Below are 25,385 nucleotides of genomic sequence, written 5' to 3'. Positions count from 1 at the left end.
AATGACACGTTACACTCAACGGCTTGAACAACTGCGCCATCAGGGCCGTAGCGGTCTGGTCACCTATCTGACCGCCGGCGATCCACAGACAGGCAATACGTCGGAGGCGCTGCTCACCCTGGCGCGTGCCGGTGCAGACCTTATCGAGCTGGGTATGCCCTTCTCTGACCCCATGGCCGACGGCCCTACCCTGCAACGGGCTGCCTTGCGCGCCCTCGCAGCAGGCGAAACGGTCCAACGGACGCTCGCCAGCGTCCAACGGTTTCGGGAGAGTGACCAGGACACCCCGGTGGTGTTGATGGGGTACGCCAACCCGGTCTGGCAGTATGGCGTCGACGCCTTTTGTCAGGCGGCGTCAAAGGCCGGCGTCGACGGTCTGCTGCTTGTCGACCTGCCCACCGATCAGGGGCAACCGTTGCGAAATGCCTGCGATGCCAACGGAATGCTCTGGCCCCGGATGGTTGCACCCGCCACCGACGGCCAGCGACTGGGACACATCGCCGAACAGAGCACGGGATTTCTGTACCTGGTTGCCCGAAACGGCGTGACCGGCAGCGGCGAGGTCGCACAGGTTGCGCTGGAGGAGCGGCTGGCCATGACACGCGGCCTTACAGACCAGCCCCTTGCAGTGGGGTTTGGATTGAGGAAACCGGAGCACTTTCGCGCACTCAATGGCAAGGCGGACTGGATCGTCATCGGCTCGGCATTGCACGACACGCTGGAAGCGGCGGCGACACCACAGGAAGGACTGACAGCATTGGCAGCACAGGTCGCCGAGCTGCGACGGGCGCTGGACGTCCGGTAAGGTAAGCAAAGAGCGGCCTGACCAGCTCAGGGACAGGCCGCACTGCAGTTCAATGGTGGGAGCTCGATTTATGTCCGCTGCATATGCTTGATATGCCGCCAGACATACCAGACGACAGCCGCAATGATCACCGCGCCGATGACCGCGTCGAACCGGTGGAAATAGGTCCCCAAGGTGTCCCAGTTTTCCCCCAGTTTGAGGCCGATCCAGGCCAACCCCCAACACCAGATCAGCGACCCGATGAACGTATAGAGTGTAAAGCGCCAGACGGCCATCCGCGCAACACCCGCCGGGAATGCGATGAAGGTCCGGATCACCGGCAAAAGTCGCCCGATGAAAATCGTGATGTCGCCGTGACGCTGGAACCAGCGATCCGCCAGGTCCAGGTCATGGTGAGAGATCAGCACATACTTGCCGTAACGCTCTATCAGCGGCCGCCCACCCCAGGCACCGATCGCATACGCAATCCAGGAGCCTATTACGCAGCCCACGGCACCGGCCACGGCAACACCCCAGAGCGTCAACTTGCCCTGGAACACCAGATAGCCGGAGAACGGCATAATGATTTCCGAAGGCAACGGAATGCAGGCACTTTCAATGCCCATCAACAATGCAATTCCGACGTATTCCATCCGCGAAATCGTCGCAATGACAAAACCGGCGAGCAGACTGATCAATTTTCCCAGCATGAGGCATCCAGACCCTTTCGATGAAAAGCCCGGCTATAGTACCGTCGCCCCGGGAAAAGCGCGAGCCGGCCTCACGGCACCAACACCTGCTTCCGGCTGTCGCCATCGTTCACCCGGTGATAGGCCGCCAGCCCCTCTTCCAAGGGACAGGTCGCGGGCGTTGCAGGCAACGGTAGCTGACCTGCGTCGAACGCCCCACCGATCCGTTCCAGCATGCGGGCACAGGCACGACTGTCATAGAGCAGAGAATTGACGCCCACGATTTCACCACCTCGCCGGTAGAGATCCAGCACAGGAACCTGGGCCAGGCCATCTGCCGGTGCAGCAATGATCGCCAGGCGCCCAAAAGGTGCCAGAGCCGCCACGGATGCGGCGACCCAAAACCCCGTGGTGTCGAAAACCATGTCGGCGCCCCCGGGAAAGTGTCCCCGTACCTGGCCGGCGAAATCGTCGGCCCGGTCCAGTTTCAGGGCAGGGATTCCCTGACGCTCCAGAACATCCTGCTCCTCGGCACGACGCACCGCACCAATCACCTGGGCACCACGCCAACGCGCCAACGCAACAGCCGCTTTACCGACAGCCCCGTTCGCGCCGAGAATAACGACACGGGAGCCCGCGCCCACCCGGCAACGTTCCAAGGCGTCCCAGGCCGTGGTGTACGGCACACCGCAACTCGCCGCCTGGGCAAAGGACACGCCGGGAGGCTTGAGCGCAACCCCCTCGGCCGGTAACGCCAGATACTCAGCATGACTGCCGTCCCGCGTGAAGCCCAGCTCCTTCCCGGTGCCCCACACTTCACGCCCCAGCAATGAGGTTGTGCCCTCGACGACGACACCGGCAAAATCGCGCCCCGGAATCCGCGGCAACGTCGTATAGGGGAATCGCCCCAGGACGTTTTTCACGTCGCTGGGATTAAGCCCCGCCGCACGGATTTCCACCAGAACCTCTCCCGGTCGCAGCGCAGGTCGTGCGACTTCGACCAATTGCAGCTCATTGAGATCACCGGTCTTCGCGAATTGAAGTGCTTTCATCGACATCCTCTGGGACGGAATTCAAAACGATAGGAAGCGCAGTTTGCCCAATGGAGGGCGGAAAACTCAACCGCCAAACACAGGAAACTGGCAGATCCGGTCTACTCGCGCCCCCGGTAACGGGGTCCTGAGAGCCTGACACGGCGGTGTCCGATATAGAGCGTGGCGGTCAGCGGCACAATAAGCACCAACGCGGTCGACAGGATGTCGGTCAGCGTGTGGTAACCGAGAAGGATCATCAGGATGGCGTAGAGCACCAGGGAGATGCCCCAAAGGACAGCCCCAAGGCTGTTGCGGGCGAGAAAGAGGACAAATGCCAGGGCAAACGCCGTGTGGGTGCTGTAGTCCGCTCCCCAGCGCCCCCAAATTGTCAACGCAAGGTCCAGGGCCATCACCCCGTACACCCAGGCCAAGGCGCCCAGCAGCCGCAGCCCGCTTTCCAGGGCCTGATGACGGTCCCGCAGCAGCATCCGCCCCAGGTTATAGAGCGAAACGACGACCAGGAAAGGCGAATAGAGGTCAGCCAATATGGCCCAGGTCGCGGGATTCAGCATGGCAATGCCCGGCTGAATCCCCGATCCCGGACGCGCCGCCTCAGGACTTCAGCTTCTTGATGCCCAAAGCCTTCATGATGTAGCGCTCGTATATCGGCTCGCTCACACCACGACGCACCTTGTGCATAAAGTATTTTTCGAAGGCCAGCTTGCCGACGTGTACCCACTTGCCTTTCTTCATCCAGTTAACATTACGAGGCGGCACCTGCGGTATCGCGACGAACGCGATCCCGGTGTCACCCATATCCGCCAGACAGACGGCATTCCAGGTCGCTTCGCTGACCGGCTCCTTGCCGTCCAGCACCGCCCGGATGTTGTGCGCCGTGGCCGTCACCATACTTTCGATCATAAATCCGGTCTTGGGCACACCAACCGGCAACGGTGTCTTGCCGGGAGGCGCTATGGCGACAGCGACGCCGATCCCCCAGATATTCGGATAGGTGAGGTTGCGCTGATGATCGTCGATGATGATGAATCCGCGGGGATTCGACAAGCCTTCGACATTACGCACCGCATCGATACCCAGGAACGCGGGCAACATCATTGAATAGGAGAACGGCAGTTCGTGACGTTTCTTCTCGCTACCGTCTTCGTTGACCTCCACCACATGCATCATGCCCGCCTCGACCTTTTCCACCTTGGCGTTGCAGATCCAGTTGATGTGGTGCTGACGCAGTTCCGACTCCAGCATACCCTTGCTGTCACCGACCCCACCGAGCCCCAGGTGTCCGATATAAGGCTCCGACGTGACGAAGGTCATCGGTACGCGGTCGCGAAGACGGCGATTGCGCAGGTCCTTGTCGACGATAAAGGCAAATTCATAGGCCGGCCCGAAACAGGAAGCCCCTTGAACGGCACCGATGATAACCGGCCCCGGTTCCTCGACAAACTCTGCCCACTTGCCCCGGGCGTGGACCGCATGTTCAACATGACAAATGGATTGCGTATGCCCATCCGGTCCAAGCCCCTCGATCTCTTCGAAGGCCAGCTTGGGACCAGTGGCAATAATCAGGTGATCGTAAGGCAGGACCTGACCATCCTCCAGCGTGACGGAAGATTGCTCAGGCGACACTTGCGTGACCTTGCCGATCACGACTTCAATGCCGCGTTTCGTCAACGCTTCGTCCAGCGGTATCTTGATGGCGTCCGGCGTACGCCAGTCCACCGCCACCCAGGGGTTGGAAGGCACAAAATGGAAGTAATCATGGTCGCTGACCACCACCACCTTGTCTTCCGAGCGTTTCAGATCGCGCATCTCCAGCGCCATGGGTACGCCACCCAGTCCTGCACCCAAAACCATTATCGTCGCCATGCGCGTTTCCTCTTTTTTATCGTCAATGCGCCGAAGCCGTCGAACAGACAAGCCTCTGAATTCGTCAGCGTTGAACGCCAAGACGGGCCAGAATTTTTTCCATCAGGCACCAGCCGCTAAAGGCGGACTGCAGAAGATTCAGTCCGACAAAAGCCGTGAACAGGTACCAATAGGGATTGACGAAATGGCCGAGCAACAACGAGATCAGAATGAAGGTGCCGGCAATTGCCCTAATGTATTGTTCCATCCGCATAAAATTCACCCGATAAACAACCAAGATGGCATCACTTTATGTGAGAGCGGAGCTGTCAACATTGACGGGGGTCAAGGAGAGTGAATGCCGGATATCATGCTGCCGGCAAAAATACGCCCGTAGAAAGGCGACAGAAAAGCAGTAGCAGCACGGTAGGCCTCTTTACGATCATTCGGGCGGAGGCTTCCGAGACAGACCTGTAGTAAGCTAGGTATTGCATGGCCCCTGGGCCACTTCCTCAGCCCTTCCGAACCTGCCAGAGCAGTATGCCCTCCACATCGCTAGATAGTGCACCACAATCACCGCTGCGACTTCCGCCATTCCGCTTTTACTGGGGCGCAAGGGTCCTCACCACCATCGCCTACCAGATCCAGACCGTCGCGATTGGTTGGCAGGTGTATGCCCTGACCCACAGCACGCTGGACCTGGGGCTGGTCGGTTTGGCGCAGTTCCTGCCGAGAATCCTCCTGGTGTTGGCGACCGGCCACGTCGCCGACCATTACGACCGGCGCAGGGTCGCCGGACTTTGTCAGCTGATCGAAGGCATAGCCTCCGCGCTTCTCGCCCTGGCGAGTCTCGACGGATGGATCACAACACCACTGATTTTCAGTATCGCGGCCGTCATGGGCGCGGCCCGCTCCTTCGAGGCGCCAGCCTTGCAATCACTGACACCCAACCTGGTACCCGAAAGCTGGCTGCCCCGCGCCCTGGCCCTTTCCAGTTCCGCCGCACAGACCGCGATCATCATCGGACCGGCACTGGGTGGGCTGATCTATGTGGCCGGTGCCGATTACACTTACGCCAGCAGCGCGCTCGCTTTCCTCTTGGCCGGCCTGCTGGTGACCCTGATCCGTATGGAACGCAAGGTACCGCAAAAGACCCCGATCAGTGTGCAATCGCTGGTCGCAGGCATTGCCTTTATTCGTCAGCGACCGGTCATTCTCGGCGCCATTTCCCTCGACCTTTTTGCCGTCCTGCTGGGCGGCGCCACGGCGCTGCTTCCGGTATATGCGCACGATATCCTGTCCACCGGCCCCTGGGGATTGGGGCTGTTACGCTCGTCCCCGGCGATTGGCGCTCTGCTGATGTCGGTCTGGTTGGCTCGTTACCCGATTGAGAAAAACCTTGGCAGAATCATGTTCCTGGCGGTCGCCATTTTCGGCCTGATGACCATCGTGTTTGCCGTATCGACGTCCTTCCCACTCTCACTTCTGGTCCTGGGAATCATGGGGGCGGCGGACATGATCAGCGTGGTGATCCGTTCGTCGCTGATACAGCTGCGAACACCCGATGCCATGCGCGGACGGGTGAACGCAGTTAATTCCGTGTTTATCGGGACATCGAATCAATTGGGGGAATTCGAATCGGGAGTAACCGCCAGCTGGTTTGGTACCGTGCCCGCTGTCCTGCTGGGCGGGATCGGTACCCTGGCGGTCGTCGTTCTATGGATACGCCTGTTCCCACCGCTCTACAAGGTCAGAAACCTGTCCGAGTGATGCGTTACTTACCGGCAAACCCTGCCAGCCGCTCGGCGAGCATATGTTGACTGTGGGGATCCCGGAACCAAAGGCGGTAGGCCAGGATACCGATCAGGGCCAGCACAACACCGATCATCAGCACGCAACCGCCCCAGCCATAACGTGCCCAGATGGGCGCCGGCACGACACCGCCCAGGGTTCCGCCGATGTAGTAGGCCGTCACATAGAGCCCGACGGCCGCTGAACGACTGCCCTCCGCCACCTGCGGCACATAGCCGGTGGCGATGCTCTGCAGGACAAAGAGTCCGGCCGAGAATAGCGCCAGGCCCACAATCATCGTGGAGAGATAGGGAAACAGCGTCAGGCACAGCCCCAGGATCGCCGTCACCACACCGCCGACGGCTACGGGCGCACGCCCCCAACGATTGACGAAACGTCCGCCAAAGGGCGTCACCACCACCCCCAACAGGTAAACCACGAAGATACCGCCGATGACACCCGGCCCCAGATTGAAAGGAGCCCCGGCCAACCGCAGACTGACATAAGTGAAGATTCCCACCAGGGAGAACAGCATCCCGAAGCTGACCATGAAGGTCTTCAATAGCAGGTGATTGGTCATATGGCCTCGCATCGCACGCAGCACGGGTCGCAGCCCCCGGCCCGGATGGAAGTGCTTGGAGGGCGGCAGCCAACGCCATACCAGCGGCACCAATATCAGATCCATGACACCGAGTGCGACAAAGGCGGCATGCCAACCGCCATAATAGGTTGCGATGCCGGCAATGAAGCGGCCGGAGAAGCCGCCCAGGATAGTGCCCGACACGTAGATGCCCGTGGTTTCTATAGCCCCCTTGGCATCCCACTCCTCACCGATATAAGCCACGACGGTGGCGAAGATACCCGGAATAAACAGTCCAACGATAAAACGCCAGACGATCAGGCTGTCGATGGACGTGGCAAGTGCGGTGGAAAGTGTCACCAGGGCCACAGCCGCAAGACAGCTCAGAATGATGGGCTTCCGCCCCAGGGCGTCGGAGATCGCACCCGCGAACGGCGCGGTCAATGCCACAGCCGCCGTGCCAGCGGAAACCGTCAGGCCGACTTCAGCCGCTGAGGCATGGAAGGAAGACATTAGATCCGGCAGGAGCGCCTGAACAGGGTATAGATTCGTGAAGGCACAGAAACCAGCGGCGCCCACCGCCAGTTGACGCTTATCGATCGACATACTTATCCGCAGAAAAGAGACAGCTGCACACTCACCGGCAGCCCTTGTCATTACCTTAACGATCACGCTTAAATATGGGAAATATATTTTTAGAGTCCCAGTGATACGGAAAACATATCAATGGAATTACGCCATCTACGCTACTTCGTCACCTTGGCGGAAACGCTTCACTTTGGGCAGGCGGCGCAACGCCTGCATATCTCCCAGCCGCCGCTCAGTCAGCAAATCAAGGCTCTCGAAGACGAGATCGGAGTGTCGTTGCTGGAACGGACCCGGCGGAAAGTGGAACTGACCGAAGCCGGCCGGGCCTTCCTTCCGGCCGCAAAACGCATCCTTGAGGACACCGAACGGGCCGTCCGCCAGGCCCAGCGCGCCGCTCAGGGTGAAGTCGGCGAAATTCATATCGGCTTTACCGGTTCCCTGCCGTTTACCGAGGTCATGCCCAACATTATCTACCGCTTCCGGCGCACCTACCCGGACGTTCAGCTGACCCTGCGGGAACAGCCCTCCAACCAGCAGATAGAGCAGTTACAGGATGGCCGGCTGGACATCGGGTTTCTGCGCGGCGACCGCAATCTCGGCCCAGCAAGCGGCGTCGCACTGTTCCGGTTACTGTCCGAGCCGTTGGTGGTCGCACTCAACGAGAGTCACCCGATGGCCGGGAGCTCCCGCATCGCCATGGCGGACCTGCGGAACGAGCCTTTCATCAACTATGCGAGTTATCTCGGGGTGGGATTGCCGACACAGGTGATCGCCCTCTGTCATGCCGCAGGTTTTACACCCAACATCGTGCAGGAAGCCGAGGAAATGCCAACGGTATTGGGACTGGTCGCAGCCGGGCTGGGAATTTCCCTGGTAACCGCCTCCATGGCACAAATCCGGATTCCGCATGTGCGCTATATCCCTTTAGAGGCCCAGGGAGCCCATTCAGACATTTTCCTGGCCTACGCCAAGCAGGGGCTCAGTCCGAAGATCCGCAACTTTCTCAGATTAGCGGGACATGAGCCTGCCATCGACGACCAGCCGGGGTGAAGGCTGTGCCGTTATCGTTGAATCATGACAGCGGTCGATTTTTCCAGCGCCGGGCTTTCCGAGGTTATCAACTTCTTACCTTCCTGCTGGATAAAGAATACCGGCAGCGATTGCGCCTGCGCCACCTGCCCCCCTTCGTCGCGCCCCATACAGAGCATGGCCGTCGCCCAGGCGTCACTGACCCGGGGATCGGTACCGAAGACAGTGGCGGATACCAGATTATGGGTCACTGGCGCGCCGGTACGGGGATTGAGGATGTGCGAGTAGACATGTCCATCCTCGTCGAAAAAGTGCCGATAAGTTCCTGATGTATTAATTGAAACCCCGTTATCAGCCAGAATGGCGACCACTTTCTCGACCTGCATGTCCCCCGGCAGAGGCCGTTCGATCGCGATTTTCCAACGCTTGCCGCCGGGCTTGTGCCCTTTCACCAGCATGTCCCCGCCGAACTCCACCAGATAGTTATGGACACCGGCATCCTCCAGCACCTTGGACAGATGCCAGATGGTGTATCCCTCGCCCATGGAAGACATGTCGATTGCCAGTTGTGGCAGGCTCTTGCGAATACGGCTGTGTGCCGTATCGATGGTGACATGATCGAAGCCGACCTCAGCCTTGGTGGCCGCGATCTCCGCCGCGGAGGGCACATGCAGCTTATCGGCCCGGAATCCCCAGAGATCGAACAGCGGCTTGATGGTCGGGTCATAGCAGCCGTGCGAATCGTGGTAAACGGTTTTGGCAATATCCAGCAACTGAATCACATCGGCCGGCAAGGTCTGCCAATCCGTCGTCCGATTGCGGTTGAAATGCTCGATGTCGGAATCGTCACGGTAGTTGGAAATCTCCCGATCCACCCGGTCCAGCGCGACCTGCATCTGCTGTTTGATCTGCGCCATATCGACAGGCTTCTGGCTCCACCAACGGATATGGTAGGTGGTGCCCTCCGCATGCCCCTGCAGACCCACGATTTTGGGCGGCTGACTGCAACCGGCCAGGAGAACGATGGCAGCGATAGCGAACAAAGCGCGCAACATTGACATGAAATATATCCCGTAGCGATCGACGTAAAGCCCGGCGCAGACTAACGGCCCGCGGATGATTCGGCAAGTCGGGAGGAGCTCAAGACACTGCCCGCGCCCGCTTCAGTGCCACCGCGAGACGCTGGGCGACAGCCTCTGTCTCCTCCACGGGAACCGTGACAAAGCCAAGTAACAGGGCTTGGGAACGGGGATTCCCTCGCACCCAACGGCGCAACGACTCCGCGCCCAGATCCTGCTCACGCAAACAGGCGCCAAGGGCTGACTCGTCTATCGGCGACTTCAGCCAACCGACAATCTGCATACCGCCCTCAGGCACCTGCACATTCAATTCCTCCGCGGTATGGCGTTGTAGCGCCTCGATCAGCGCACTCCGGCGATGCGCATAGGCCTGCCGCATACGGCGGATATGACGTCCGAAATGGCCTTCTGCCATAAAGGTTGCCACCGACCGCTGCTCCACCAGACCGCTGGCAGGCGCCGTCAGGCGCGCCGTCCAGCGGAGACGCTCAACCCAGGGCTCCGGCACGACCAGATATCCAAGCCGCAAACGCGGGAAAAGCACTTTGCTGAAGGTTCCCACATAGAAAACCCGTTCGTCCCGATCGAGACTTTTCAGCGCTGCCAGCGGCTTACCGGCATAACGGAACTCGCTGTCGTAATCGTCTTCGATGATCCAGGCACCGGTCTGACGGGACCAATCGAGCAATTCCAGCCGGCGCGCCAGCGACAATGAAGCCCCTAACGGCGCCTGGTTTGCCGGTGTAATGATCGCCATGCGCGCTTCAGGACAACGATCGATGGCCGCTTCAACGCAAAGGCCATCCTCGTCGACCGGCACAGGGACCGGCTTCGCGCCCACAAGATCCAACGCCTGCCCGACACGAAAGTAACCGGGATCTTCGATCCAGACCGGGTCGCCGGGCTGCAGCAGGGATCGCAACATCAGGCCCATCGCACCCAGGAAGCCCGCCGTGATCAGAATCTGGTCCGGTCGGCAGAGAATGCCCCGCGCCACTGCCAGATAGCTGGCCAGCTGTTCACGGAGTTCCAGTGCTCCACGTTCGTCCGGATAGGCCATATCACCACTTGCCAGGTGCCGGGCCTCCCGGGCCATCAACCGCGACCAGAGCTTTCGCGGGAAAATATCCAGGGCAGGCACACCAATCGATAGCGGCCGAACACCCTCAGCCAAGCCACTTCCGGTTGCCCGTTGCGAAGCCTGTTCGGCCGGTACTTTTTCCCGCTGAAGATGTCCAAGATCCACCGCCTGCAGCTGCGGATTGACCCGGGTCCCCGCAGCCCCCCAGCGAACCAGGAAACCCTCACCCACCAATTGACTGTAGACGGACTCCACGGTTCCCCGCGCCACACCCAACTGGCTGGCCAGCGCCCGGGATGACGGCAGACGTTCTCCCGGCACCAGGACTCCTTTGACAATCGCGTCGCGAATTCTGGCCTGCATCTGTTGGGACAGCGGCCGTGCATCCGAACGGTCGAGTCCGCCGATCGTCCAGCCTGGTGAGAGGACTCCAGATTGGTCCACTCAAAACCTCCATTTTTGGTTCTATTTGATAAGACCAATTAGCCCTAAAGTGAGGTTCACGTCAACCTCGCGTAACGGCCACCCGGCGACCGAGCGCCCATGACAAGCCCTCACGACGAGCACTCATTACAAGGACATCTCTATGGAACCCAGACTGGAACTTCACCGTTCATCACCCAAGGCCTATGCTTCAATGCTGGCAATGTCGGAGGCCGTTAGTCAGTGCGGCCTGGAAAAAAGTCTGCAGGAACTGGTCAAGATTCGCGCCTCCCAAATCAACGGCTGCGCCTTCTGCCTGAATATGCACGCCCAGGCCGCGCGCCAGTTGGGGGAATCTGTGGATCGCCTGATGCTGGTCGCCGCCTGGCGCGACACCAATGCGTTTACACCGAGGGAAAAGGCCGCACTGGCCTGGACCGAAGCCCTCACGGCACTGGGCGACGGCGTTGCCGACACCCTCTATGCGGATGCCCGCGCGCAGTTCTCAGAGGAGGAGCTCACCAACCTCACCCTGGCTATCGCGCACATCAATGCCTGGAACCGGTTTGGCGTGGCCTTTCAGTTGATACCACCCGTGTCCGCCAACACATCTGCCGACGAGGAATAACCATGCCCTGCCAAATCAGCAGAGCCACCCTCGAAGACATTGGGGATATCACGCGGCTATTCGATGCCTACCGTCAGTTTTACGGCATGCCGGCAGCGCCTGACAGCGCTCGTCACTTCCTGAACGAGCGGCTGCGCCGACAGGAGTCCATCATACTCGTGGCCCGGCAGGAGAATGCGGCGGCGGTGGGATTTACCCAACTGTACCCCAGCTTCTCGTCAATCAGCCTGGCGCCGGTGTATGTCCTCAACGACCTGTTCGTTGCACCGGAAGCACGTCGTGGCGGTATCGCAAAAAAACTACTGACCGCCGCCCGGGGATTTGCCTCGCGGCAAGGGGCGATAAGGCTGTCACTGTCGACACAGGTCACCAACAACAATGCTCAGCGCCTGTACGAACAGCTGGGATGGCAACGCGACGAGCAGTTTTACCACTACCAGCTCTCTCTGGACCCCTCAGCTTCCGTAAGGTTCAGCGACAGCCGGGGCCGCGTCGAGACGAACTAGACCAACAGGGAGCCGACAAAAAGCAGCGATAGCCAGACAATGCTCGGCCAGAGGTCCCGGCGACGCCCCAAGCTCAGGATGTACAAGGCCTTAAGCAGGTTGTTGCTGCCAGACGCAAGAATAATGGCAGCGACCACCTCGTTCGTGGCCACCTGGAACTTCCCGGCCAGCAACGACAGGATAAACGGATCGATATCGGTCAACCCCACCAACACCGAAAGGACATGCAGGCCCGCCGAGCCGTAGTGGGCAATAACGAACTGTGACAGCGCCGCAAAAAACACGAACAGCAGCGCGAAGAGTACCGCCGTCGACATTTCCAGGGGATGGGTGATCGGCGCATGAGCTGCCACCACTCCTTCGCCGTTCCGCCCTGGGAGCAGCCGGGGCAGTGCCGCAACGACCAGCAGAGACAGCAGCACGAAAACCCCAAACGGCAACGCCAGCGCCCGGGCGGCATCCCAATGCCCCAGCATGGCGACGATCACCAGGAGGCGCAGATACATCATGGCCGTCGCCAGGACCAGTCCCTGATTGACGTCGACGACCCCCATGCCTTTCGGCACTTCATGCGCCCGCCGGGCCAGCACCACGGACGCCGCCGTGCTGGAATAGAGCCCCCCCAATAACCCGGTGAGCTGATAGCCCCGCTGGGGGAACAGGTAGGTCTGCGCGAGATAGCTCAGGTAGGAAATGCCGGACACCACCAACAGCGCAATCCACACCTGGTAGTAGGTCACTTGCACCATGGGAGCGACCGGCCGGCTTGGCAGTAGCGGCAGAATCACGCCCGCCAGCAACAGGAACTTGGCCAGCGTGACCATTTCCGCACTGTGGAAAGTGTCGGAGAAACGCCGGATCGACATTTTCTCCCCCAATAACACCAGGATCAGAACCACCATCGCCACAACGAACCAGATGGGCAACGCAATGGTCGCCGGGCCGATCAAGTAGGTGGAAACGAGCAACAGGGGAGCCAGTAGCGTGTATTGCTCCTGCCTGGCACGCTGCCAGTAGTAAAGGGCCGTCAGCAGTCCGACAATGGCGAGGCCCAAGGCATAAAGGAGGTGACTGGGATCCAGACTGAACAGCGCCAGCCCTACCACACCCACCAGGCTGAAGGTTCGCGTCGTGCCCAACCCCAGATCCCGATTATTGGCTCTGCGATAGGTGTGGTATTCAAGGCCCACAAGAAAACTGAGCGCCAAAGTCAACGCAAACTCGCTCAACAGCGGGGGCACCGCAGGGAAATGCAGCATGAGGGTTCTGGCGCCTTATCGAAGCAAGGGAAACGCTAAGCGTCTCACATCAGGGGTCATATTGAGAATAAATACAGCGACAGGAGTCTTGTCAAAAAAACCGCAGCGATATCCTGATCAGGGTCAAGGCATTTCCCCCCGGGGGGTGCCAATCTGAAACCATTGGGCACGCACGATCCCCCATCCGTGGGCTTTCAGGAGTCATCGCATTGAAGACATCGATTCTCGGGGCAGTCCTGGCGTTGAGCCTGACGGGACTGTCCGGTTGTACCATCGGACCCGCCTACCCTTACCCGGGTTATGTCACCGTGGCGCCGCCGCCTGCGCGGATTGTCGTCAGGCCGCCGCAACCGTCGATTGAGTTCGTCTGGATCGATGGTTACTGGTCCCGCCAATACAACAACTGGGTCTGGCATGACGGTCACTGGGCGCGCCCGCCACAAGGACATAGCCGCTGGGCTCCCGGCGTCTGGCGACATGAACGCCATGGCTGGGTATGGGTTCCGGGACGCTGGCACTAGCCCCGCCGACCTCAGGACAAAGGTTCGATCAGCGCGGTACCTGTCTCGACGGTTGCCGCCTGATCTAGCGAAGAGGCATTCCAGACCACCACACTGCCGGTCGCGACGCGTTTCGCGGCCCGCTTCACTCCACTGAGCACGGCGGCCAAGTCCGCCGCCTTGTCATAATCGCCCGGCGTCACCTCCAACCCCCCTGCCGCCAGTGAGAGGAGCGGGTGAAAACGTTTTTCACCATAGCGATCAGTGGCCCAGAAACCGCCGGCCTGACGCTGCGATTCGCTGTAGAAGGAAGCGGCGGCATCGGCGAAATCCATGACCAGGGATTCCACCCTGTCACGCCAGTCCTGCCGGCGATAAACCCCGATAAAGTCATCCCCACCCACATGCGCCAGGAACTCGCATTCGTCGACCAGCGATTGGCGTAGCATGCGCGCCATATGCAACAGGACCTCATCCCCCCGCGCATAACCGTAGACGTCGTTATAGGGTTTGAAATGATTCAGGTCGAAGTAACAGACGACAAAGGGATCCGTACCGACCAACAGCTGATCCAGCACTTCGTGCAGGGGGATGGTACCCGGCAGCAACGTCAGCGGGTTCGCATGGCGCGCCGTCTGCATCTGCATCTCGGTAATATGCTTGAGTAGATCGATCACCTGCCCCATACCCCGGTATCGGCCATGATCGACAATCAGGAAATCATCCTCCCGGTAAAGCCGCGCCCGTGCCGTCACGAGACGACTTACCTGGTCCAGCCGCCAGTCCGACTCTACGATCAACGGCGCCTTCTCCATCACCCGCTCAACGGTTTTCTTGGCGAACAGGTCCAGCGCATAGGGCCGGCTCAACACATCCAGCAACTTGTGCCGATAGACGATACCGACCGGGCGATCGCCCTCCACCACCGCCAGGGCATTCATTACCGGTGCATCGCGAAAACGGGCAGCGATGTCGAGTACCGGCGTTCCCAGGGCGACCGGTTCCCGCTCGACACAAAGGATACCGACGGAATGGTCATGACGGTATTCGGGATTCAGCACCTTGGCCAGGCGCTCGGCGGGAATCTGCAATGGTGGTTGCGGTAGCGGTCGCTCGATAAAGTAGCCTTGCAGAAAATCGACACCGAGACCGCGTAACGCGGCATATTCCCCGGCAGTTTCAATACCTTCGGCAATCACCTGGCAATTCAGCGTGCGAGCAATCTCGATAATGGAACGAACGAACTCCCGCTTGACGGGGTCCTCGTCGATCCGGGTGATGAAGTGGCGGTCTATCTTGACGAAATCCGGATGCAGCTCCGACCACAATTGCAACGAAGCATAGCCCGCACCAAGATCATCCAGCGCGATGGCAAAACCCAGGGATTTGAAATGACGGATCGCATCCTTCACCAACTCGATATCGCTCAGGGGACGATGCTCGGTCAGCTCGATGACGATCTGTTCACTGCGCATGCCATACTTCTCCAGCAAGGCTCGCGTGTGACCGTTCTGGAACTGGGGATCGAGCAGGCTTTCCGGCCCGACATTGAGAAACAGGCGCCCCTGCAGCCCCTGTGCGCAGAAATTGGAGACCGCAGCACGAACGCAGGCCTGCTCCAGGTCTCCCAGCCGGCCGACACGTTCGGCGGCTTCGATCATGATCAACGGCGCATGAAGCGGGCTATTCGAAGGACCACGGGAGAGGGCCTCGTAGGCCATGATATCGCCGTTGCGGGCGTGGACGATGGGCTGGAACCAAGTCGAGACGGCTTCGTCATCGATAATGCCGTGTATGGCGTCGATTGCGAACATGAGGCTCCACTTCTTCAGGTTGTGGCGACAGAGTAAGAAGGTTTTTTGACAGTTTTTTGAACCCCCTCACATTTTATGTTTCAACGTGTAACGTCCATGCTTGAAAAACAGCACCAAAACAACGACAAACGGCCCTGGTTCTTTTGTAAAGAACGTCCTGCCAGTCATCCAGCAAGCCCATAATCCGGCATTGCGATGACAGCATGACGGGCGGAATCCCAACAGACTGACGGCCCTTCCCCGGCCGATTGAGGCAACACGGTATGCCGACAGCCCCGCACCCGCCCTTCGGATGCCTTTACCTTTGGCACGGGCATGCCCTTATCATCGGCCCCGCCATCGATTCCGTGATGCACGATCATTTCGCCCTGCAAATGACAGTGGCCCTGAACCAGCCCTTTACGGTCGAAACCGCCACGGGCGTCGAGTCCCGGCGTCAGGCCCTGTTCTGGCCAGGCGAAAGACATCGCCTCGAAGCCCGGGGAGCTCAGCTGGCGCACCTGTTTATCGACCCCGGCCAACGCCACCTGGACCTCTGGCGCGCAGCGAACGACCCGGCTCACGAGCCCCTGCCCGCCTCACTGACGGAAGCACTGTGTAATATCCCTGCTGCGCCGATAGACATACATCAGGCAGAGACCATTGCACAGCAATGGCAGGCAGCCTGGCTTCCGGGTTTCGAGAGGGCACCGCATTTCGATGTCAGGATCCGTCAGGCACTATCCCATCTCGCCCAGGCGCCGGAAGGCCGTCGCACGGAAGATCTGGCGCGCTCCGTCGGACTGTCATCCAGCCGCTTTACGCACCTGTTCAGTCAACAAACCGGCCTGTCGCCCAGCCGGTACCGTATCTGGCAGCAACTCCTGAACGCCGTGAGGATTTTGGCCCAGGGGGCCAGTGTGACCGAGGCAGCCCACGGCAGCGGCTTTGCCGATCTCGCCCACATGAGCCGCCGTTTCCACAGCACCTTTGGCGTGGCGCCCTCCGAGCTCGGCCGGATGCGCATTTGGCTTTCCCCGGACACCTGAACCCATAGCAGATTTGTTCAAGCGCCTACCCCGGGTCTGCACGTAAACTGTCAGCACTAATAACAAGACCGCTAACGGGAGATCACCATGAAACGGATCGACGCGCTGCTCGAACACTACGGGGAAAGTCATCAAAACCCAGCCAACATCCGCATCCACAAGATCTGTGTGCCGACCATCGTTTTCACCGTCTATGGCCTGCTCTGGTCGATTCCGCTTCCGGATACGCTGCGACACAGCCTGAGCATCGGTGGCATCGGCTACACCAATATTGCAAGCCTGGTCTTCATCCTGGGGCTGGTCTATTACGTTCGCCTGTCCTGGGCGCTGAGTCTCGGCATGGCAACCATGAGCCTTGCGTTCCTGGCCCTGCTTGGGGTTCTGGAGCAGGCCGGCATCAGCATCCTCAGCCTCTCCGTCATCGTTTTCGTTGTCGCCTGGATCGGTCAGTTCGTGGGCCACAAGATCGAAGGCAAGAAACCCTCATTCTTCGAAGACCTGCAGTTCCTGCTGATCGGTCCCGCCTGGACGCTTGCGCCCCTCTATAAACGTTTCGGGATCCACTACTGATTGCCGGACGCACCGGTGCCGTAGCTAATACGGTAAATCCGTCCTGCGTAGTCGTCCGATACCAGAAGCGCCCCATCCGGCATTTGCAGTATGTCGACGGGGCGCCCCCAGGCCTGTCCCTTCTGCAACCATCCCGACACAAACACACGCTTGCCGACAACCTTTCCGTCCGCATCGAACTGTATCCGCATGATTCGGTATCCTATCGGCACCGACCGGTTCCAGGAGCCGTGCTGGGCGACAAAGGCATCGTGACGGTATGCTTCCGGGAACTGACGGCCGGTGTAGAAGCGAATGCCCAGACTGGCGGTATGGGCATGAAAATCCACCACCGGGAAGGTTGGCGTCTGAGGGGGTGTCTGCTGATCCCATCCTTTGAAACGTGCATGACCGCCGGCATAGTACGGAAAACCGAAAAAGAGTCCGGCGACCGGCGCAGCGTTCAGTTCATCCGGAGGTACGTCGTCCCCCATCATGTCGGTCCCATTGTCCGTGAAGAACAGGGTATTCGTACCCGGTTGAAAATCCATCCCGACGGAATTCCGAATGCCGCTGGCGAAAACCTCAACGGCCGAGCCATCGCTGTTCATTCGCAGAATGGTTCCCTCCACCCCGTGATCGCTACAGATATTGCACGGTGAGCCGACCGTCACATACAACTTGCCGTCGGGTCCGAATGCCATATACCGCCACCCATGGTGCGCCTTGTCCGGCAAGGACCCGTAGACGACCTGGGGCGTCGCCGACCAGTAGGTGTCTGGTGGCGTCTTCGGCAAGGGGAAACGAACGATACGCGGCTGCTCCGCCACGTAGAGGTATCCCTGATGCACAGCGACGCCATTGGGGACATCCAGGTCGTCCCTGAGGGTTACGACCGCACCCGCCTTGGCCGATGAGTCTCCGGGCAAGACCGCGTAGAGCCGGCGATGACGGGTTCCGACATAGACAACGCCGGTTGCTGTATCGAGGGCCATGGACCGAGCACCCGGGACTTCCGCATAGACCGCAATATGAAATCCCGGAGGCATTACCAAGCGATCCAGCGGGCTCGCCGCCCACGCCGCGCCGCTAAAGATCAGTCCGAGAAACGGATAAAGGGCAAGCCGATACAGCCAGTGATTCCTCGCCATGGTCCTGCACCTCGTTAACGGAGGAAGTACACGCCCGACTATTGTGCACCTGGAGGTGCTGACGTGGAAGGCGCTAAAGGCCTGAACACCTCGCGCTATTACTGCTATGTTTAAAAGACAGCCCTGACATGCTGGTCGCTACTGTCATGCTAAAACGCCTGAAGATCGCGCACAAAATCAGTCTCTCCGTCGGCATCCTTCTCATTATCGCGCTCCTTTTGTCGACCTTTCTCAACAACCTGTTTATGCGCAACCTGCTTGAGCACCGGGTGGAAGAACAGGAACTGCCCTCGATGCTCAGCTATGTGCGAGACGAAATTCAGCTCGACCTGAGCAAAACGCTGACCTTATCCCAATCGCTGGCCCACAATGCCTATATTCACAGCTGGCTGAAACAAGGGGAGCCCGATAGCGGGATCGAAGCGCTCAAGAGGCAATTACAGGAAGTTCAGGCGATGGGCGACGCAGACAGCGCCTTTCTCGTCGCAGACGCCAGTGGTCATTACTACGAGCCCAGCGGGCTGAAACGTACGCTGTCGAAGGATAAACCGCAGGACGGCTGGTTTTACCAGTTTATGGATAGTCAACGCGCCTTCAGTCTCGACCTGGATGTTTCAGAAGACAGCGGTAAAGCGACACTGTTCTGCAACTATATTGTATCTGTCGACGGCAAACGCGTGGCCGTGGCGGGCATCGGTCGTTCGCTGAACACGCTCATCTCGAAAATTACCGGCTACCGTATCGGCAAAAGCGGTTTTGTGATGCTGCTGAATCACAACAACCAGGTACTGCTGAGCCCGCATAGCCAGATGACGGGCAAGGCAATTGCCAGCCTGCGCGGCTTCAGCGACATCGCCGACAAGCTGACGGGCAACACAGGTTTCGTCAGTGTGATCACCCGGATCAACGGCCAGAAATGGGTGGTCGCCAGTTTGCCTGCACCGACAGTCAATGGGCACCTGATTGCAGAGATACCAGAGAAGGAACTCTTTTCCTCCGTTTCCCGCTTCGGCGTCGAAATGGCATCCATCGCCATCGCCCTCGCCGTAGTGGTGGTGATGATGCTGATTCTGGTGGCCAACCGTATGGTCAAACCGATTCGCGTGGTGGCGGACACGCTGACGGAGATCGGCTCAAATGGGGGCGACCTGACCCGGCGCCTCGAGGTCATCAGTGAGGATGAACTGGGCAAGCTGGCCCAGGGCTTCAACACCTTCATTGCGCAACTGCAGTCCATGACCCGGGACATATTGGATGTGGCAAACGCCCTGGATTCCCGCACCAAGGATGTCCTCGCCGCCGTCAGAGTCAGCGCAGACCAATCCCACCAGCAACAGCACAAAGCCGACCTGGTCGCCACCGCGGCCCAGCAAATGGGCAGTACCGTACAGGAAATTGCCCGCAACGCCAGCGACGCCGCCGACGCCGCTCGGCGCACCCGTGACGCTACCGAAAACGGCAGCACTCTACTGCGCGAAACCACGGCACATATCAGCGAAATGTCGGCGGCGATGGCGGAATCTTCTGCGGCCATCACCGGCCTGGGCAATGATGTCGCCTCAATCGGCAGCGTGCTGGACGAGATACACAACATCTCCGAGCAAACCAACCTGCTCGCCCTCAATGCTTCCATTGAGGCGGCACGAGCCGGGGAACAAGGTCGGGGGTTCGCGGTGGTCGCCGATGAAGTCCGCAACCTGGCCCACAAGGCGCAGGAGGCCACGACCAGCATCCGCGAGAAGATCGACAACCTGGAAGAAAGTGCCCGACGTACCACGATGGCCATGAATCAGGGCAAAGCGATCACCGACAACAGTGTGGTATCTGCTAACCGCGTCAACGAAGCCTTTCAGGTCATCGCCAACGCCTCAGAAAACATCCATCAGGTGACCGATCAGGTTGCAGCGGCAACGGAAGAGCAAACCACGGCATCCGAAGAGATCAGCCGTAATATTGCCGAAATCGCCGAACTGTCCCGGGCCACCGCCCACGAAGTCAACAAGTGTGCGGAAGCGGCCGCTGCGTTGCAGGATCTGTCCGACCGGCTGAACGCCGAGATGCGACGCTTCCGCATTTAATCAGGCCTTGGCATCCCACTCATAGACCGTGACTTTGGAGGAGCCGGAGGTATGCACGGGATCTGAAAACGCGATGGCCTTCGCCTCGTTGATGTCATTCGCACGGATCAGGTAGGCCCCGCCGGATTTATCGGTGAAGGGACCGGCCAACTCAAGCTTCCCGTCCTGACGCAACCGATCGAGGAAAGCGTAATGCGGTTCGATCGCCGACGCTTGAAAATCGGGTGTCCGAAGAGTCATCACCAGATAACGTTGCATGCGAATTTTTCCTTAGTCGTAAGTCGTAGCAGTCATTGAAAGGTAAGGCTGAAACGCCAGGCCAGCCATCCCGAGTGCATGGCGGCGCTCAGGGCTTTGGCTGGGCGGAATTATGCGAGGGTAATCGGGCTTCGACAACAATCTGCACCACGCGATCCCGCGCCTGCTGCCGGGATTCCTCAACATGCTTGTCGGCCGAGCTACGGGCGAAATCGGCACTCGCCGGCGAAACGAGACTCTGCAGATATTTCTCGTAGCCATGCTTGTAGGCGATAAACGCCCCATGACAGTCGGCCTGGGCCGCGGCGGCAATCTCGAAGGCGGTCGCCTGCGCGGGCGCATAACGCTGTGCCGCAGCCTGCATACACCCCATATACTGATCGAACGCGGCCATCGCCCGCTGATTGTGCTGCTTGGCAACCGCTGGCGAAGGCGTTCCCTGGAGGCTGGCGCAACCAGCGGTCGCCGCCAACAGCAACGACAGGCCGACCGAGGACAACCTTACCGCCATGCCGCGACACCCCCCCACCTCTCGAACTCGAAAACTCATGACTCAAAGCACCCTATGCATCTACCACTTTGATATCGAACCACGATGTAGGACAACAATGTCGAACAACACCTTAACACCGTCGCGGAGACGGGAATAGCCGCCCCTTGCGGTCGGATCAGCCCTTGGAATTCAGGTGAACAAGGGTGCTCCTGTCTCACAATCGTCATATAGGTCCTGCACTCTTTCGAACCAGCCGAGACTGCAACACGCGCCCCGGCAAACGACCCTTTTCCGCAGCCCTTATCGCTGCCTCAAAACCGATACCGAGTTTCTCCGACATGTCCCTACGTCGCCGATACCTGTTGCCGATCATAAGCGCCGCCCTGCTGCTAACCGTTGCCATCGTCCGCATCGCGGTGCACCAGATCCCCCCCGCAGCCGCCAGCGAAAGACCCCAGATGAGCCTGATGGCACAGCTCGGCAAGCAGGTTTTCTATGACCCGAGATTATCGGCGTCCGGCACCATGTCCTGTGCCAGTTGCCACAGCCCGGCACACAACTTCGGTCCGGCCAACGCCCTTTCCGTTCAGCTCGGCGGTCCCGACCATAATCGCCAGGGCCTGCGCGCCGTACCCTCGCTGGAATACCTGTATCGCAGCCCGGGATTCAGCATCGGACCCGAGCCGGAAGGTATGGACGGCGTCAACATCGTGAAGATGGCGAACCAGGCGAAATCCCACCCGCACACCGATAAAATCGCGGAGGCACCCCCCGCCACACTCCCACCGGTTCCCCATGGCGGCCTGTTTTGGGATGGTCGGGCCAACACCTTCCAAAGCCAGGCAAGCGGCCCCCTGTTCAGTCCCTTTGAGATGGCCGTAAAGAATGTCGCCGTTGCCGCAGAGAAACTGCGCACGGCGCCGTATGCCCACTACTTCGTGGAACTGGCCGGGCCCAATATCCTGAAACACGACAGGGAGCTGGTAGCCAAGGCCATGTTCGCCGTCGGTCGCTATCAGCAGGAAGAGCGGGCCTTCCACCCCTATAACAGCAAATACGACTACTACCTCAACGGGAAAGCGACGCTTTCGCCCCAGGAACAGGCTGGCCTCAAGCTGTTCGAGGACAAGAACAAGGGTAACTGCGCGGCCTGTCACCTGGACAAGAAAACCGCCAGCGGTAAGCCGCCGATGTTTACCGACTACGAATATGAAGCCCTGGCCGTTCCCCGCAACCCCGAGATCAGGGCCAATGCCGCCCCTGACTATTACGATCTCGGCCTCTGCGGGCCCATCCGGAAGGATCTGAAGGACCAGCCTCAGTATTGCGGCATGTTCCTGACCCCCTCCCTACGCAATGTGGCGACCCGCAAGGCGTTCTTCCATAACGGCGTCTATCACAACCTGCACCAGGTCCTGGAGTTCTATGCCCACCGGGAAACCAATCCCGGAGATATCTATCCGAAAGATACTAAGGGCAACATACTGAAATACAATGACATTCCGCACCAATACTGGAAGAACGTAGATACCCAGGACGCGCCTTTCGATCGCCACCCCGGAGAGGCGCCAGCGCTGACCGACAAGGAAATCAAGGACGTCATCGCCTTCCTGAAAACCCTGACCGACGGCTACAAGCCCGGTAACCCCTATCGAGCCGGACACGGCTGACCGTCTCTGCAATGCCGGTGAAACATTACCGAGGAAAAATCAGAAAGCCAGCTAACAAACTCGGGGCCAGTGATCAGGCCCCTTAACGAGATTTTCACAAGGACTGACCTCGTGAATCGTCAGACCTGGCTATCGCTTAGCCTGGAGGAATGCCTTGGTCAGCGCTAAGCGCTGTCCCTGATCCGGTTAGGAGGCCACCCGTTCCCGGGTGGCCTTTCCTGTTCGACCGGTCACATCTTGTTAACGGACCCGAAAATAATTCCAGCCATCCTAGTGCACCAGATCGGGGCAAAACCCTTAATCTTCAACGCTGAAGCCGCTTAGTCGGTGAAAAAGCAGGCATCTTTGGTGAAAAGTACGGCGATACTTTGAGCCGTATAATCCGAGCAGTATCGATCTTGGTCGAATTGCCCTCACGTTTGCCTCAATCTGTGCTATTTTCCTTCGATTAACACGCAATATTGCTTCATCACAATAAAACACCGTGCTTATACAATAAGACAAGACGGAGAACCGGCATGCCCCACCTGCTTAAACTGGCTGGTGGTATCGACTGGCTCAATCAAAAGTTGGGTCAGCTCATGCAGTGGCTCGCCCTGCTGATGGTTTTGATCGGCGTCTACAACGCCTCAGCCCGATACCTCGGCAATCTGATTGGACGCAATCTCAGCTCCAATGCCTATCTGGAATTACAGTGGTACCTGTTCGGTGCCATCTTCATGTTGGGTGCCTCCTACACCCTTCGCCACGATGCCCACGTTCGCGTGGATATTCTCTACTCCCGTCTTTCCACCAAAGGCAAAGCCTGGATCGATCTGCTGGGCACACTGTTGTTCCTGCTGCCGTTCTGCATCCTCGTGCTCTGGCTGTCGTGGGACTGGGTCGCCTTCTCCTGGAAGATCCACGAGATGTCATCCGACCCTTCGGGGCTGGCACGCTATCCCATTAAAACGGTTGTCCCCGTCGCCTTCGCAATGCTCATTCTTCAGGGTATATCCCAGCTGATCAAAGCCGTTGGCGTGATCACCGGCCACCTCGAAAGCATGACTCCCGACAAGACCGACAGTATGGAGGGGTTATGAGCGGAGACTGGATTGGTGGCGTGATGTTCCTGGTAGCGCTGGTACTGATTTTCAGCGGCTACCCGGTAGCTTTTGCCCTGGCTGGAACGTCATTGCTGTTCCTGCCCCTCGGCATTCACATGGATATGTTCGACATCAACCTGATGCAGGCACTGCCGCAACGCATCTTCTCGGTGATGGGCAACTTCACCCTGTTGGCAGTGCCCTATTTCATATTTATGGGGACAATGCTTGAACGATCCGGATTGGCCGAAGACCTGCTCAAGACCATGGGACAGCTCTTCGGCCCGCTGCGGGGCGGCCTCGCCCTCTCCGTTGTAATCGTCGGTACCCTGCTGGCTGCCGCTACCGGCGTTGTCGGTGCGACCGTCGTTGCGATGGGTATGATCTCCCTTCCGGTCATGCTCCGCTATGGCTACTCCAAGGAACTCTCGACCGGCATTATTGCCGCCTCGGGGACCCTGGGGCAGGTGATCCCACCCAGCGTGGTGCTGATCGTCCTGGGTGACCAGTTGGGCGTATCCGTCGGCAACCTGTTCATGGGTTCCCTGCTGCCGGGCGTCGCACTGGCGGCGATGTATGCCATCTACGCGCTGGCTGTTGCCAAGTTCAAACCGATGGCAGCACCGGCATTACCGATCGAAGACCGCATTGCCGACAAGCGTGAGCTGCTGCGTCGCGTTGGCCTCGTAATGATCCCGCCGCTGGTGTTGATTCTGCTGGTGCTGGGTTCCATCTTTGCCGGGATTGCAACACCGACGGAAGCGGGTGCCTTTGGCGCCGTCGGCGCCATTATCCTCGCCGCAGTCAATCGCCGCCTGGACCTGAAGTCCATGCTCGGCACCATGGATACGACCACCAAACTGACCGCCATGGTCATGTTTATCCTGGTCGGTTCACGGGCCTTCAGCCTTGTGTTCCGCGGCTTCAATGGCGATTTGTGGGTCGATAGCTTCCTGACCAACCTGCCCGGCGGTGAAGTCGGGTTCCTGATCGTCTCGAACCTGGTGATCTTTATTCTGGGGTTCTTCATCGACTTCTTCGAGATCGCCTTCATCGTGCTGCCCCTGCTGGCGCCTGCCGCCGTGCACCTGGGAATCGATATGGTCTGGTTCGGCGTCATGATCGGCATGAACCTGCAGACATCCTTCCTGACGCCACCGTTCGGCTTCTCTCTGTTCTACTTACGAGGGGTCACACCGGCGAGTGTCAGAACCGGTCAGATTTATCGGGGAGTTATGCCCTTTATCGGCATACAGATCATCGGCTTGGGGCTGGTGATATTCTTCCCGAGCCTGGTGCATTTGCTGGGCGGGTAAAACTCAGGGTAATGTAAACGTTCAGACAGTGTCACAACCGCTAGAAAACACAGAGAAAAACGAGCACTCCCAAACGTAATCGGCGCCAGGTCCCAGACCTGGCGACTAC

25 protein-coding genes are annotated in these 25,385 nt (G+C 59.3%); 12 read left to right on the top strand and 13 right to left on the bottom strand.

The window, feature by feature from the left end; translation table 11 throughout:
• Position 1 precedes the first annotated feature (1 nt).
• On the top strand, positions 2–805 hold the full coding sequence (gene trpA / locus CLR77_RS09890; protein WP_158227163.1) for a tryptophan synthase subunit alpha: 804 nt from the start codon (positions 2–4) through the stop codon (positions 803–805).
• Positions 806–873: 68 nt separating this feature from the next.
• Here the strand turns inward: trpA and CLR77_RS09885 are convergent, their stop codons facing one another.
• The 5 genes from CLR77_RS09885 to CLR77_RS09865 form a co-directional block, all read right to left on the bottom strand.
• Positions 874–1,494 (bottom strand): DedA family protein, encoded by a 621-nt coding sequence (locus CLR77_RS09885; RefSeq protein WP_097460448.1) that lies wholly within the window; start codon positions 1,492–1,494, stop codon positions 874–876.
• A 71-nt stretch (positions 1,495–1,565) separates the two neighbouring features.
• Entirely contained in the window at positions 1,566–2,525 is a 960-nt protein-coding gene (locus tag CLR77_RS09880) for a quinone oxidoreductase family protein (RefSeq protein WP_097460447.1), read from the bottom strand.
• 101 nt (positions 2,526–2,626) lie between these two features.
• Entirely contained in the window at positions 2,627–3,079 is a 453-nt protein-coding gene (locus CLR77_RS09875; RefSeq protein WP_097460446.1) for a hypothetical protein, read from the bottom strand.
• A gap of 40 nt (positions 3,080–3,119) precedes the next feature.
• On the bottom strand, positions 3,120–4,391 hold the full coding sequence (locus tag CLR77_RS09870; RefSeq protein WP_097460445.1) for an NAD(P)/FAD-dependent oxidoreductase: 1,272 nt from the start codon (positions 4,389–4,391) through the stop codon (positions 3,120–3,122).
• 64 nt (positions 4,392–4,455) lie between these two features.
• A complete protein-coding gene (locus CLR77_RS09865; protein ID WP_227519866.1) occupies positions 4,456–4,638 on the bottom strand; it encodes a YgaP family membrane protein in 183 nt (60 codons plus the stop codon).
• Positions 4,639–4,910: 272 nt separating this feature from the next.
• Here CLR77_RS09865 and CLR77_RS09860 point away from each other — a divergent pair, with 272 nt between their 5' ends.
• A complete protein-coding gene (locus CLR77_RS09860) occupies positions 4,911–6,140 on the top strand; it encodes an MFS transporter (RefSeq protein WP_097460443.1) in 1,230 nt (409 codons plus the stop codon).
• Positions 6,141–6,144: 4 nt separating this feature from the next.
• Here CLR77_RS09860 and CLR77_RS09855 read toward each other — a convergent pair whose 3' ends face one another.
• Positions 6,145–7,347 carry an MFS transporter gene (locus tag CLR77_RS09855; RefSeq protein WP_158227162.1) on the bottom strand — a complete coding sequence of 401 codons (1,203 nt, stop codon included), beginning with the start codon at positions 7,345–7,347 and terminating at the stop codon, positions 6,145–6,147.
• Positions 7,348–7,467: 120 nt separating this feature from the next.
• Between CLR77_RS09855 and CLR77_RS09850 the strand changes: the two genes are divergently transcribed.
• Positions 7,468–8,379: a LysR substrate-binding domain-containing protein gene (locus CLR77_RS09850; RefSeq protein WP_097460441.1), complete on the top strand. Its 912-nt coding sequence runs from the start codon at positions 7,468–7,470 to the stop codon at positions 8,377–8,379.
• A gap of 11 nt (positions 8,380–8,390) precedes the next feature.
• Here CLR77_RS09850 and CLR77_RS09845 read toward each other — a convergent pair whose 3' ends face one another.
• Together CLR77_RS09845 and pdxR are read right to left on the bottom strand one after the other, a co-directional pair.
• Positions 8,391–9,419, bottom strand: a complete 1,029-nt coding sequence (locus CLR77_RS09845) for an FAD:protein FMN transferase (RefSeq protein WP_097460440.1) — start codon at positions 9,417–9,419, stop codon at positions 8,391–8,393.
• A gap of 79 nt (positions 9,420–9,498) precedes the next feature.
• The gene (gene pdxR, locus CLR77_RS09840; RefSeq protein WP_198962722.1) at positions 9,499–10,962 is read right to left on the bottom strand and encodes a MocR-like pyridoxine biosynthesis transcription factor PdxR; all 1,464 of its coding nucleotides are present in this window, start codon (positions 10,960–10,962) and stop codon (positions 9,499–9,501) included.
• Between the two features lie 142 nt (positions 10,963–11,104).
• Here pdxR and CLR77_RS09835 point away from each other — a divergent pair, with 142 nt between their 5' ends.
• The gene (locus tag CLR77_RS09835) at positions 11,105–11,569 is read left to right on the top strand and encodes a carboxymuconolactone decarboxylase family protein (RefSeq protein ID WP_097460439.1); all 465 of its coding nucleotides are present in this window, start codon (positions 11,105–11,107) and stop codon (positions 11,567–11,569) included.
• 2 nt (positions 11,570–11,571) lie between these two features.
• Positions 11,572–12,075: a GNAT family N-acetyltransferase gene (locus CLR77_RS09830; RefSeq protein WP_097460438.1), complete on the top strand. Its 504-nt coding sequence runs from the start codon at positions 11,572–11,574 to the stop codon at positions 12,073–12,075.
• Here the strand turns inward: CLR77_RS09830 and CLR77_RS09825 are convergent.
• The gene (locus tag CLR77_RS09825; RefSeq protein WP_097460437.1) at positions 12,072–13,334 is read right to left on the bottom strand and encodes an MgtC/SapB family protein; all 1,263 of its coding nucleotides are present in this window, start codon (positions 13,332–13,334) and stop codon (positions 12,072–12,074) included. The genes CLR77_RS09830 and CLR77_RS09825 overlap by 4 nt on opposite strands.
• Positions 13,335–13,543: 209 nt before the next feature.
• Here CLR77_RS09825 and CLR77_RS09820 point away from each other — a divergent pair, with 209 nt between their 5' ends.
• Positions 13,544–13,855, top strand: coding sequence for a YXWGXW repeat-containing protein (locus CLR77_RS09820; protein ID WP_097460436.1), 312 nt, complete (start codon positions 13,544–13,546; stop codon positions 13,853–13,855).
• An 11-nt stretch (positions 13,856–13,866) separates the two neighbouring features.
• Here the strand turns inward: CLR77_RS09820 and CLR77_RS09815 are convergent, their stop codons facing one another.
• Complete coding sequence (locus CLR77_RS09815) at positions 13,867–15,648, bottom strand: GGDEF domain-containing protein (RefSeq protein WP_097460435.1); 1,782 nt, start codon at positions 15,646–15,648, stop codon at positions 13,867–13,869.
• Between the two features lie 263 nt (positions 15,649–15,911).
• On the opposite strand from CLR77_RS09815, the gene CLR77_RS09810 reads away from it, so the two are divergent.
• Together CLR77_RS09810 and CLR77_RS09805 are read left to right on the top strand one after the other, a co-directional pair.
• Positions 15,912–16,676, top strand: coding sequence for an AraC family transcriptional regulator (locus CLR77_RS09810; protein ID WP_097460434.1), 765 nt, complete (start codon positions 15,912–15,914; stop codon positions 16,674–16,676).
• Positions 16,677–16,763: 87 nt separating this feature from the next.
• Entirely contained in the window at positions 16,764–17,246 is a 483-nt protein-coding gene (locus tag CLR77_RS09805) for an Mpo1 family 2-hydroxy fatty acid dioxygenase (protein ID WP_097460433.1), read from the top strand.
• Here the strand turns inward: CLR77_RS09805 and CLR77_RS09800 are convergent.
• Positions 17,240–18,376: a PQQ-dependent sugar dehydrogenase gene (locus CLR77_RS09800; RefSeq protein WP_097460432.1), complete on the bottom strand. Its 1,137-nt coding sequence runs from the start codon at positions 18,374–18,376 to the stop codon at positions 17,240–17,242. The two genes, CLR77_RS09805 and CLR77_RS09800, sit on opposite strands and share 7 nt — an antisense overlap.
• A 128-nt stretch (positions 18,377–18,504) precedes the next feature.
• Between CLR77_RS09800 and CLR77_RS09795 the strand changes: the two genes are divergently transcribed.
• A complete protein-coding gene (locus CLR77_RS09795; RefSeq protein WP_097460431.1) occupies positions 18,505–20,454 on the top strand; it encodes a methyl-accepting chemotaxis protein in 1,950 nt (649 codons plus the stop codon).
• Here CLR77_RS09795 and CLR77_RS09790 read toward each other — a convergent pair whose 3' ends face one another.
• On the bottom strand, positions 20,455–20,712 hold the full coding sequence (locus CLR77_RS09790; RefSeq protein WP_097460430.1) for a YciI family protein: 258 nt from the start codon (positions 20,710–20,712) through the stop codon (positions 20,455–20,457).
• Positions 20,713–20,800: 88 nt separating this feature from the next.
• Positions 20,801–21,262: a hypothetical protein gene (locus tag CLR77_RS09785; protein ID WP_143269390.1), complete on the bottom strand. Its 462-nt coding sequence runs from the start codon at positions 21,260–21,262 to the stop codon at positions 20,801–20,803.
• A gap of 281 nt (positions 21,263–21,543) precedes the next feature.
• Between CLR77_RS09785 and CLR77_RS09780 the strand changes: the two genes are divergently transcribed.
• The 3 genes from CLR77_RS09780 (at position 21,544) to CLR77_RS09770 (ending at position 25,276) form a co-directional block, all read left to right on the top strand.
• Positions 21,544–22,875, top strand: coding sequence for a cytochrome-c peroxidase (locus CLR77_RS09780; RefSeq protein ID WP_097460428.1), 1,332 nt, complete (start codon positions 21,544–21,546; stop codon positions 22,873–22,875).
• Between the two features lie 518 nt (positions 22,876–23,393).
• Entirely contained in the window at positions 23,394–23,957 is a 564-nt protein-coding gene (locus CLR77_RS09775; protein WP_097460427.1) for a TRAP transporter small permease subunit, read from the top strand.
• On the top strand, positions 23,954–25,276 hold the full coding sequence (locus tag CLR77_RS09770; protein WP_097460426.1) for a TRAP transporter large permease: 1,323 nt from the start codon (positions 23,954–23,956) through the stop codon (positions 25,274–25,276). The genes CLR77_RS09775 and CLR77_RS09770 overlap by 4 nt, the downstream gene beginning before the upstream one ends.
• Positions 25,277–25,385: the final 109 nt, after the last annotated feature.

This window comes from Mangrovitalea sediminis (assembly GCF_002514725.1).
Taxonomy (GTDB): Bacteria; Pseudomonadota; Gammaproteobacteria; order Pseudomonadales; family Oleiphilaceae; genus Mangrovitalea; species Mangrovitalea sediminis.
This window is presented reverse-complemented; position numbering and strand designations above follow the sequence as displayed.

Bases quoted from the DNA above. Each gene is read 5' to 3' on its own strand.
- trpA (WP_158227163.1), top strand. From the start codon at position 2: ATGACACGTTACACTCAACGGCTTGAACAACTGCGCCATCAGGGCCGT.
- CLR77_RS09885 (WP_097460448.1), bottom strand. From the start codon at position 1,494: ATGCTGGGAAAATTGATCAGTCTGCTCGCCGGTTTTGTCATTGCGACG.
- CLR77_RS09880 (WP_097460447.1), bottom strand. From the start codon at position 2,525: ATGAAAGCACTTCAATTCGCGAAGACCGGTGATCTCAATGAGCTGCAA.
- CLR77_RS09875 (WP_097460446.1), bottom strand. From the start codon at position 3,079: ATGCTGAATCCCGCGACCTGGGCCATATTGGCTGACCTCTATTCGCCT.
- CLR77_RS09870 (WP_097460445.1), bottom strand. From the start codon at position 4,391: ATGGCGACGATAATGGTTTTGGGTGCAGGACTGGGTGGCGTACCCATG.
- CLR77_RS09865 (WP_227519866.1), bottom strand. From the start codon at position 4,638: ATGGAACAATACATTAGGGCAATTGCCGGCACCTTCATTCTGATCTCG.
- CLR77_RS09860 (WP_097460443.1), top strand. From the start codon at position 4,911: ATGCCCTCCACATCGCTAGATAGTGCACCACAATCACCGCTGCGACTT.
- CLR77_RS09855 (WP_158227162.1), bottom strand. From the start codon at position 7,347: ATGTCGATCGATAAGCGTCAACTGGCGGTGGGCGCCGCTGGTTTCTGT.
- CLR77_RS09850 (WP_097460441.1), top strand. From the start codon at position 7,468: ATGGAATTACGCCATCTACGCTACTTCGTCACCTTGGCGGAAACGCTT.
- CLR77_RS09845 (WP_097460440.1), bottom strand. From the start codon at position 9,419: ATGTCAATGTTGCGCGCTTTGTTCGCTATCGCTGCCATCGTTCTCCTG.
- CLR77_RS09835 (WP_097460439.1), top strand. From the start codon at position 11,105: ATGGAACCCAGACTGGAACTTCACCGTTCATCACCCAAGGCCTATGCT.
- CLR77_RS09830 (WP_097460438.1), top strand. From the start codon at position 11,572: ATGCCCTGCCAAATCAGCAGAGCCACCCTCGAAGACATTGGGGATATC.
- CLR77_RS09825 (WP_097460437.1), bottom strand. From the start codon at position 13,334: ATGCTGCATTTCCCTGCGGTGCCCCCGCTGTTGAGCGAGTTTGCGTTG.
- CLR77_RS09815 (WP_097460435.1), bottom strand. From the start codon at position 15,648: ATGTTCGCAATCGACGCCATACACGGCATTATCGATGACGAAGCCGTC.
- CLR77_RS09810 (WP_097460434.1), top strand. From the start codon at position 15,912: ATGCCGACAGCCCCGCACCCGCCCTTCGGATGCCTTTACCTTTGGCAC.
- CLR77_RS09805 (WP_097460433.1), top strand. From the start codon at position 16,764: ATGAAACGGATCGACGCGCTGCTCGAACACTACGGGGAAAGTCATCAA.
- CLR77_RS09800 (WP_097460432.1), bottom strand. From the start codon at position 18,376: ATGGCGAGGAATCACTGGCTGTATCGGCTTGCCCTTTATCCGTTTCTC.
- CLR77_RS09795 (WP_097460431.1), top strand. From the start codon at position 18,505: ATGCTGGTCGCTACTGTCATGCTAAAACGCCTGAAGATCGCGCACAAA.
- CLR77_RS09790 (WP_097460430.1), bottom strand. From the start codon at position 20,712: ATGCAACGTTATCTGGTGATGACTCTTCGGACACCCGATTTTCAAGCG.
- CLR77_RS09785 (WP_143269390.1), bottom strand. From the start codon at position 21,262: ATGAGTTTTCGAGTTCGAGAGGTGGGGGGGTGTCGCGGCATGGCGGTA.
- CLR77_RS09780 (WP_097460428.1), top strand. From the start codon at position 21,544: ATGTCCCTACGTCGCCGATACCTGTTGCCGATCATAAGCGCCGCCCTG.
- CLR77_RS09775 (WP_097460427.1), top strand. From the start codon at position 23,394: ATGCCCCACCTGCTTAAACTGGCTGGTGGTATCGACTGGCTCAATCAA.
- CLR77_RS09770 (WP_097460426.1), top strand. From the start codon at position 23,954: ATGAGCGGAGACTGGATTGGTGGCGTGATGTTCCTGGTAGCGCTGGTA.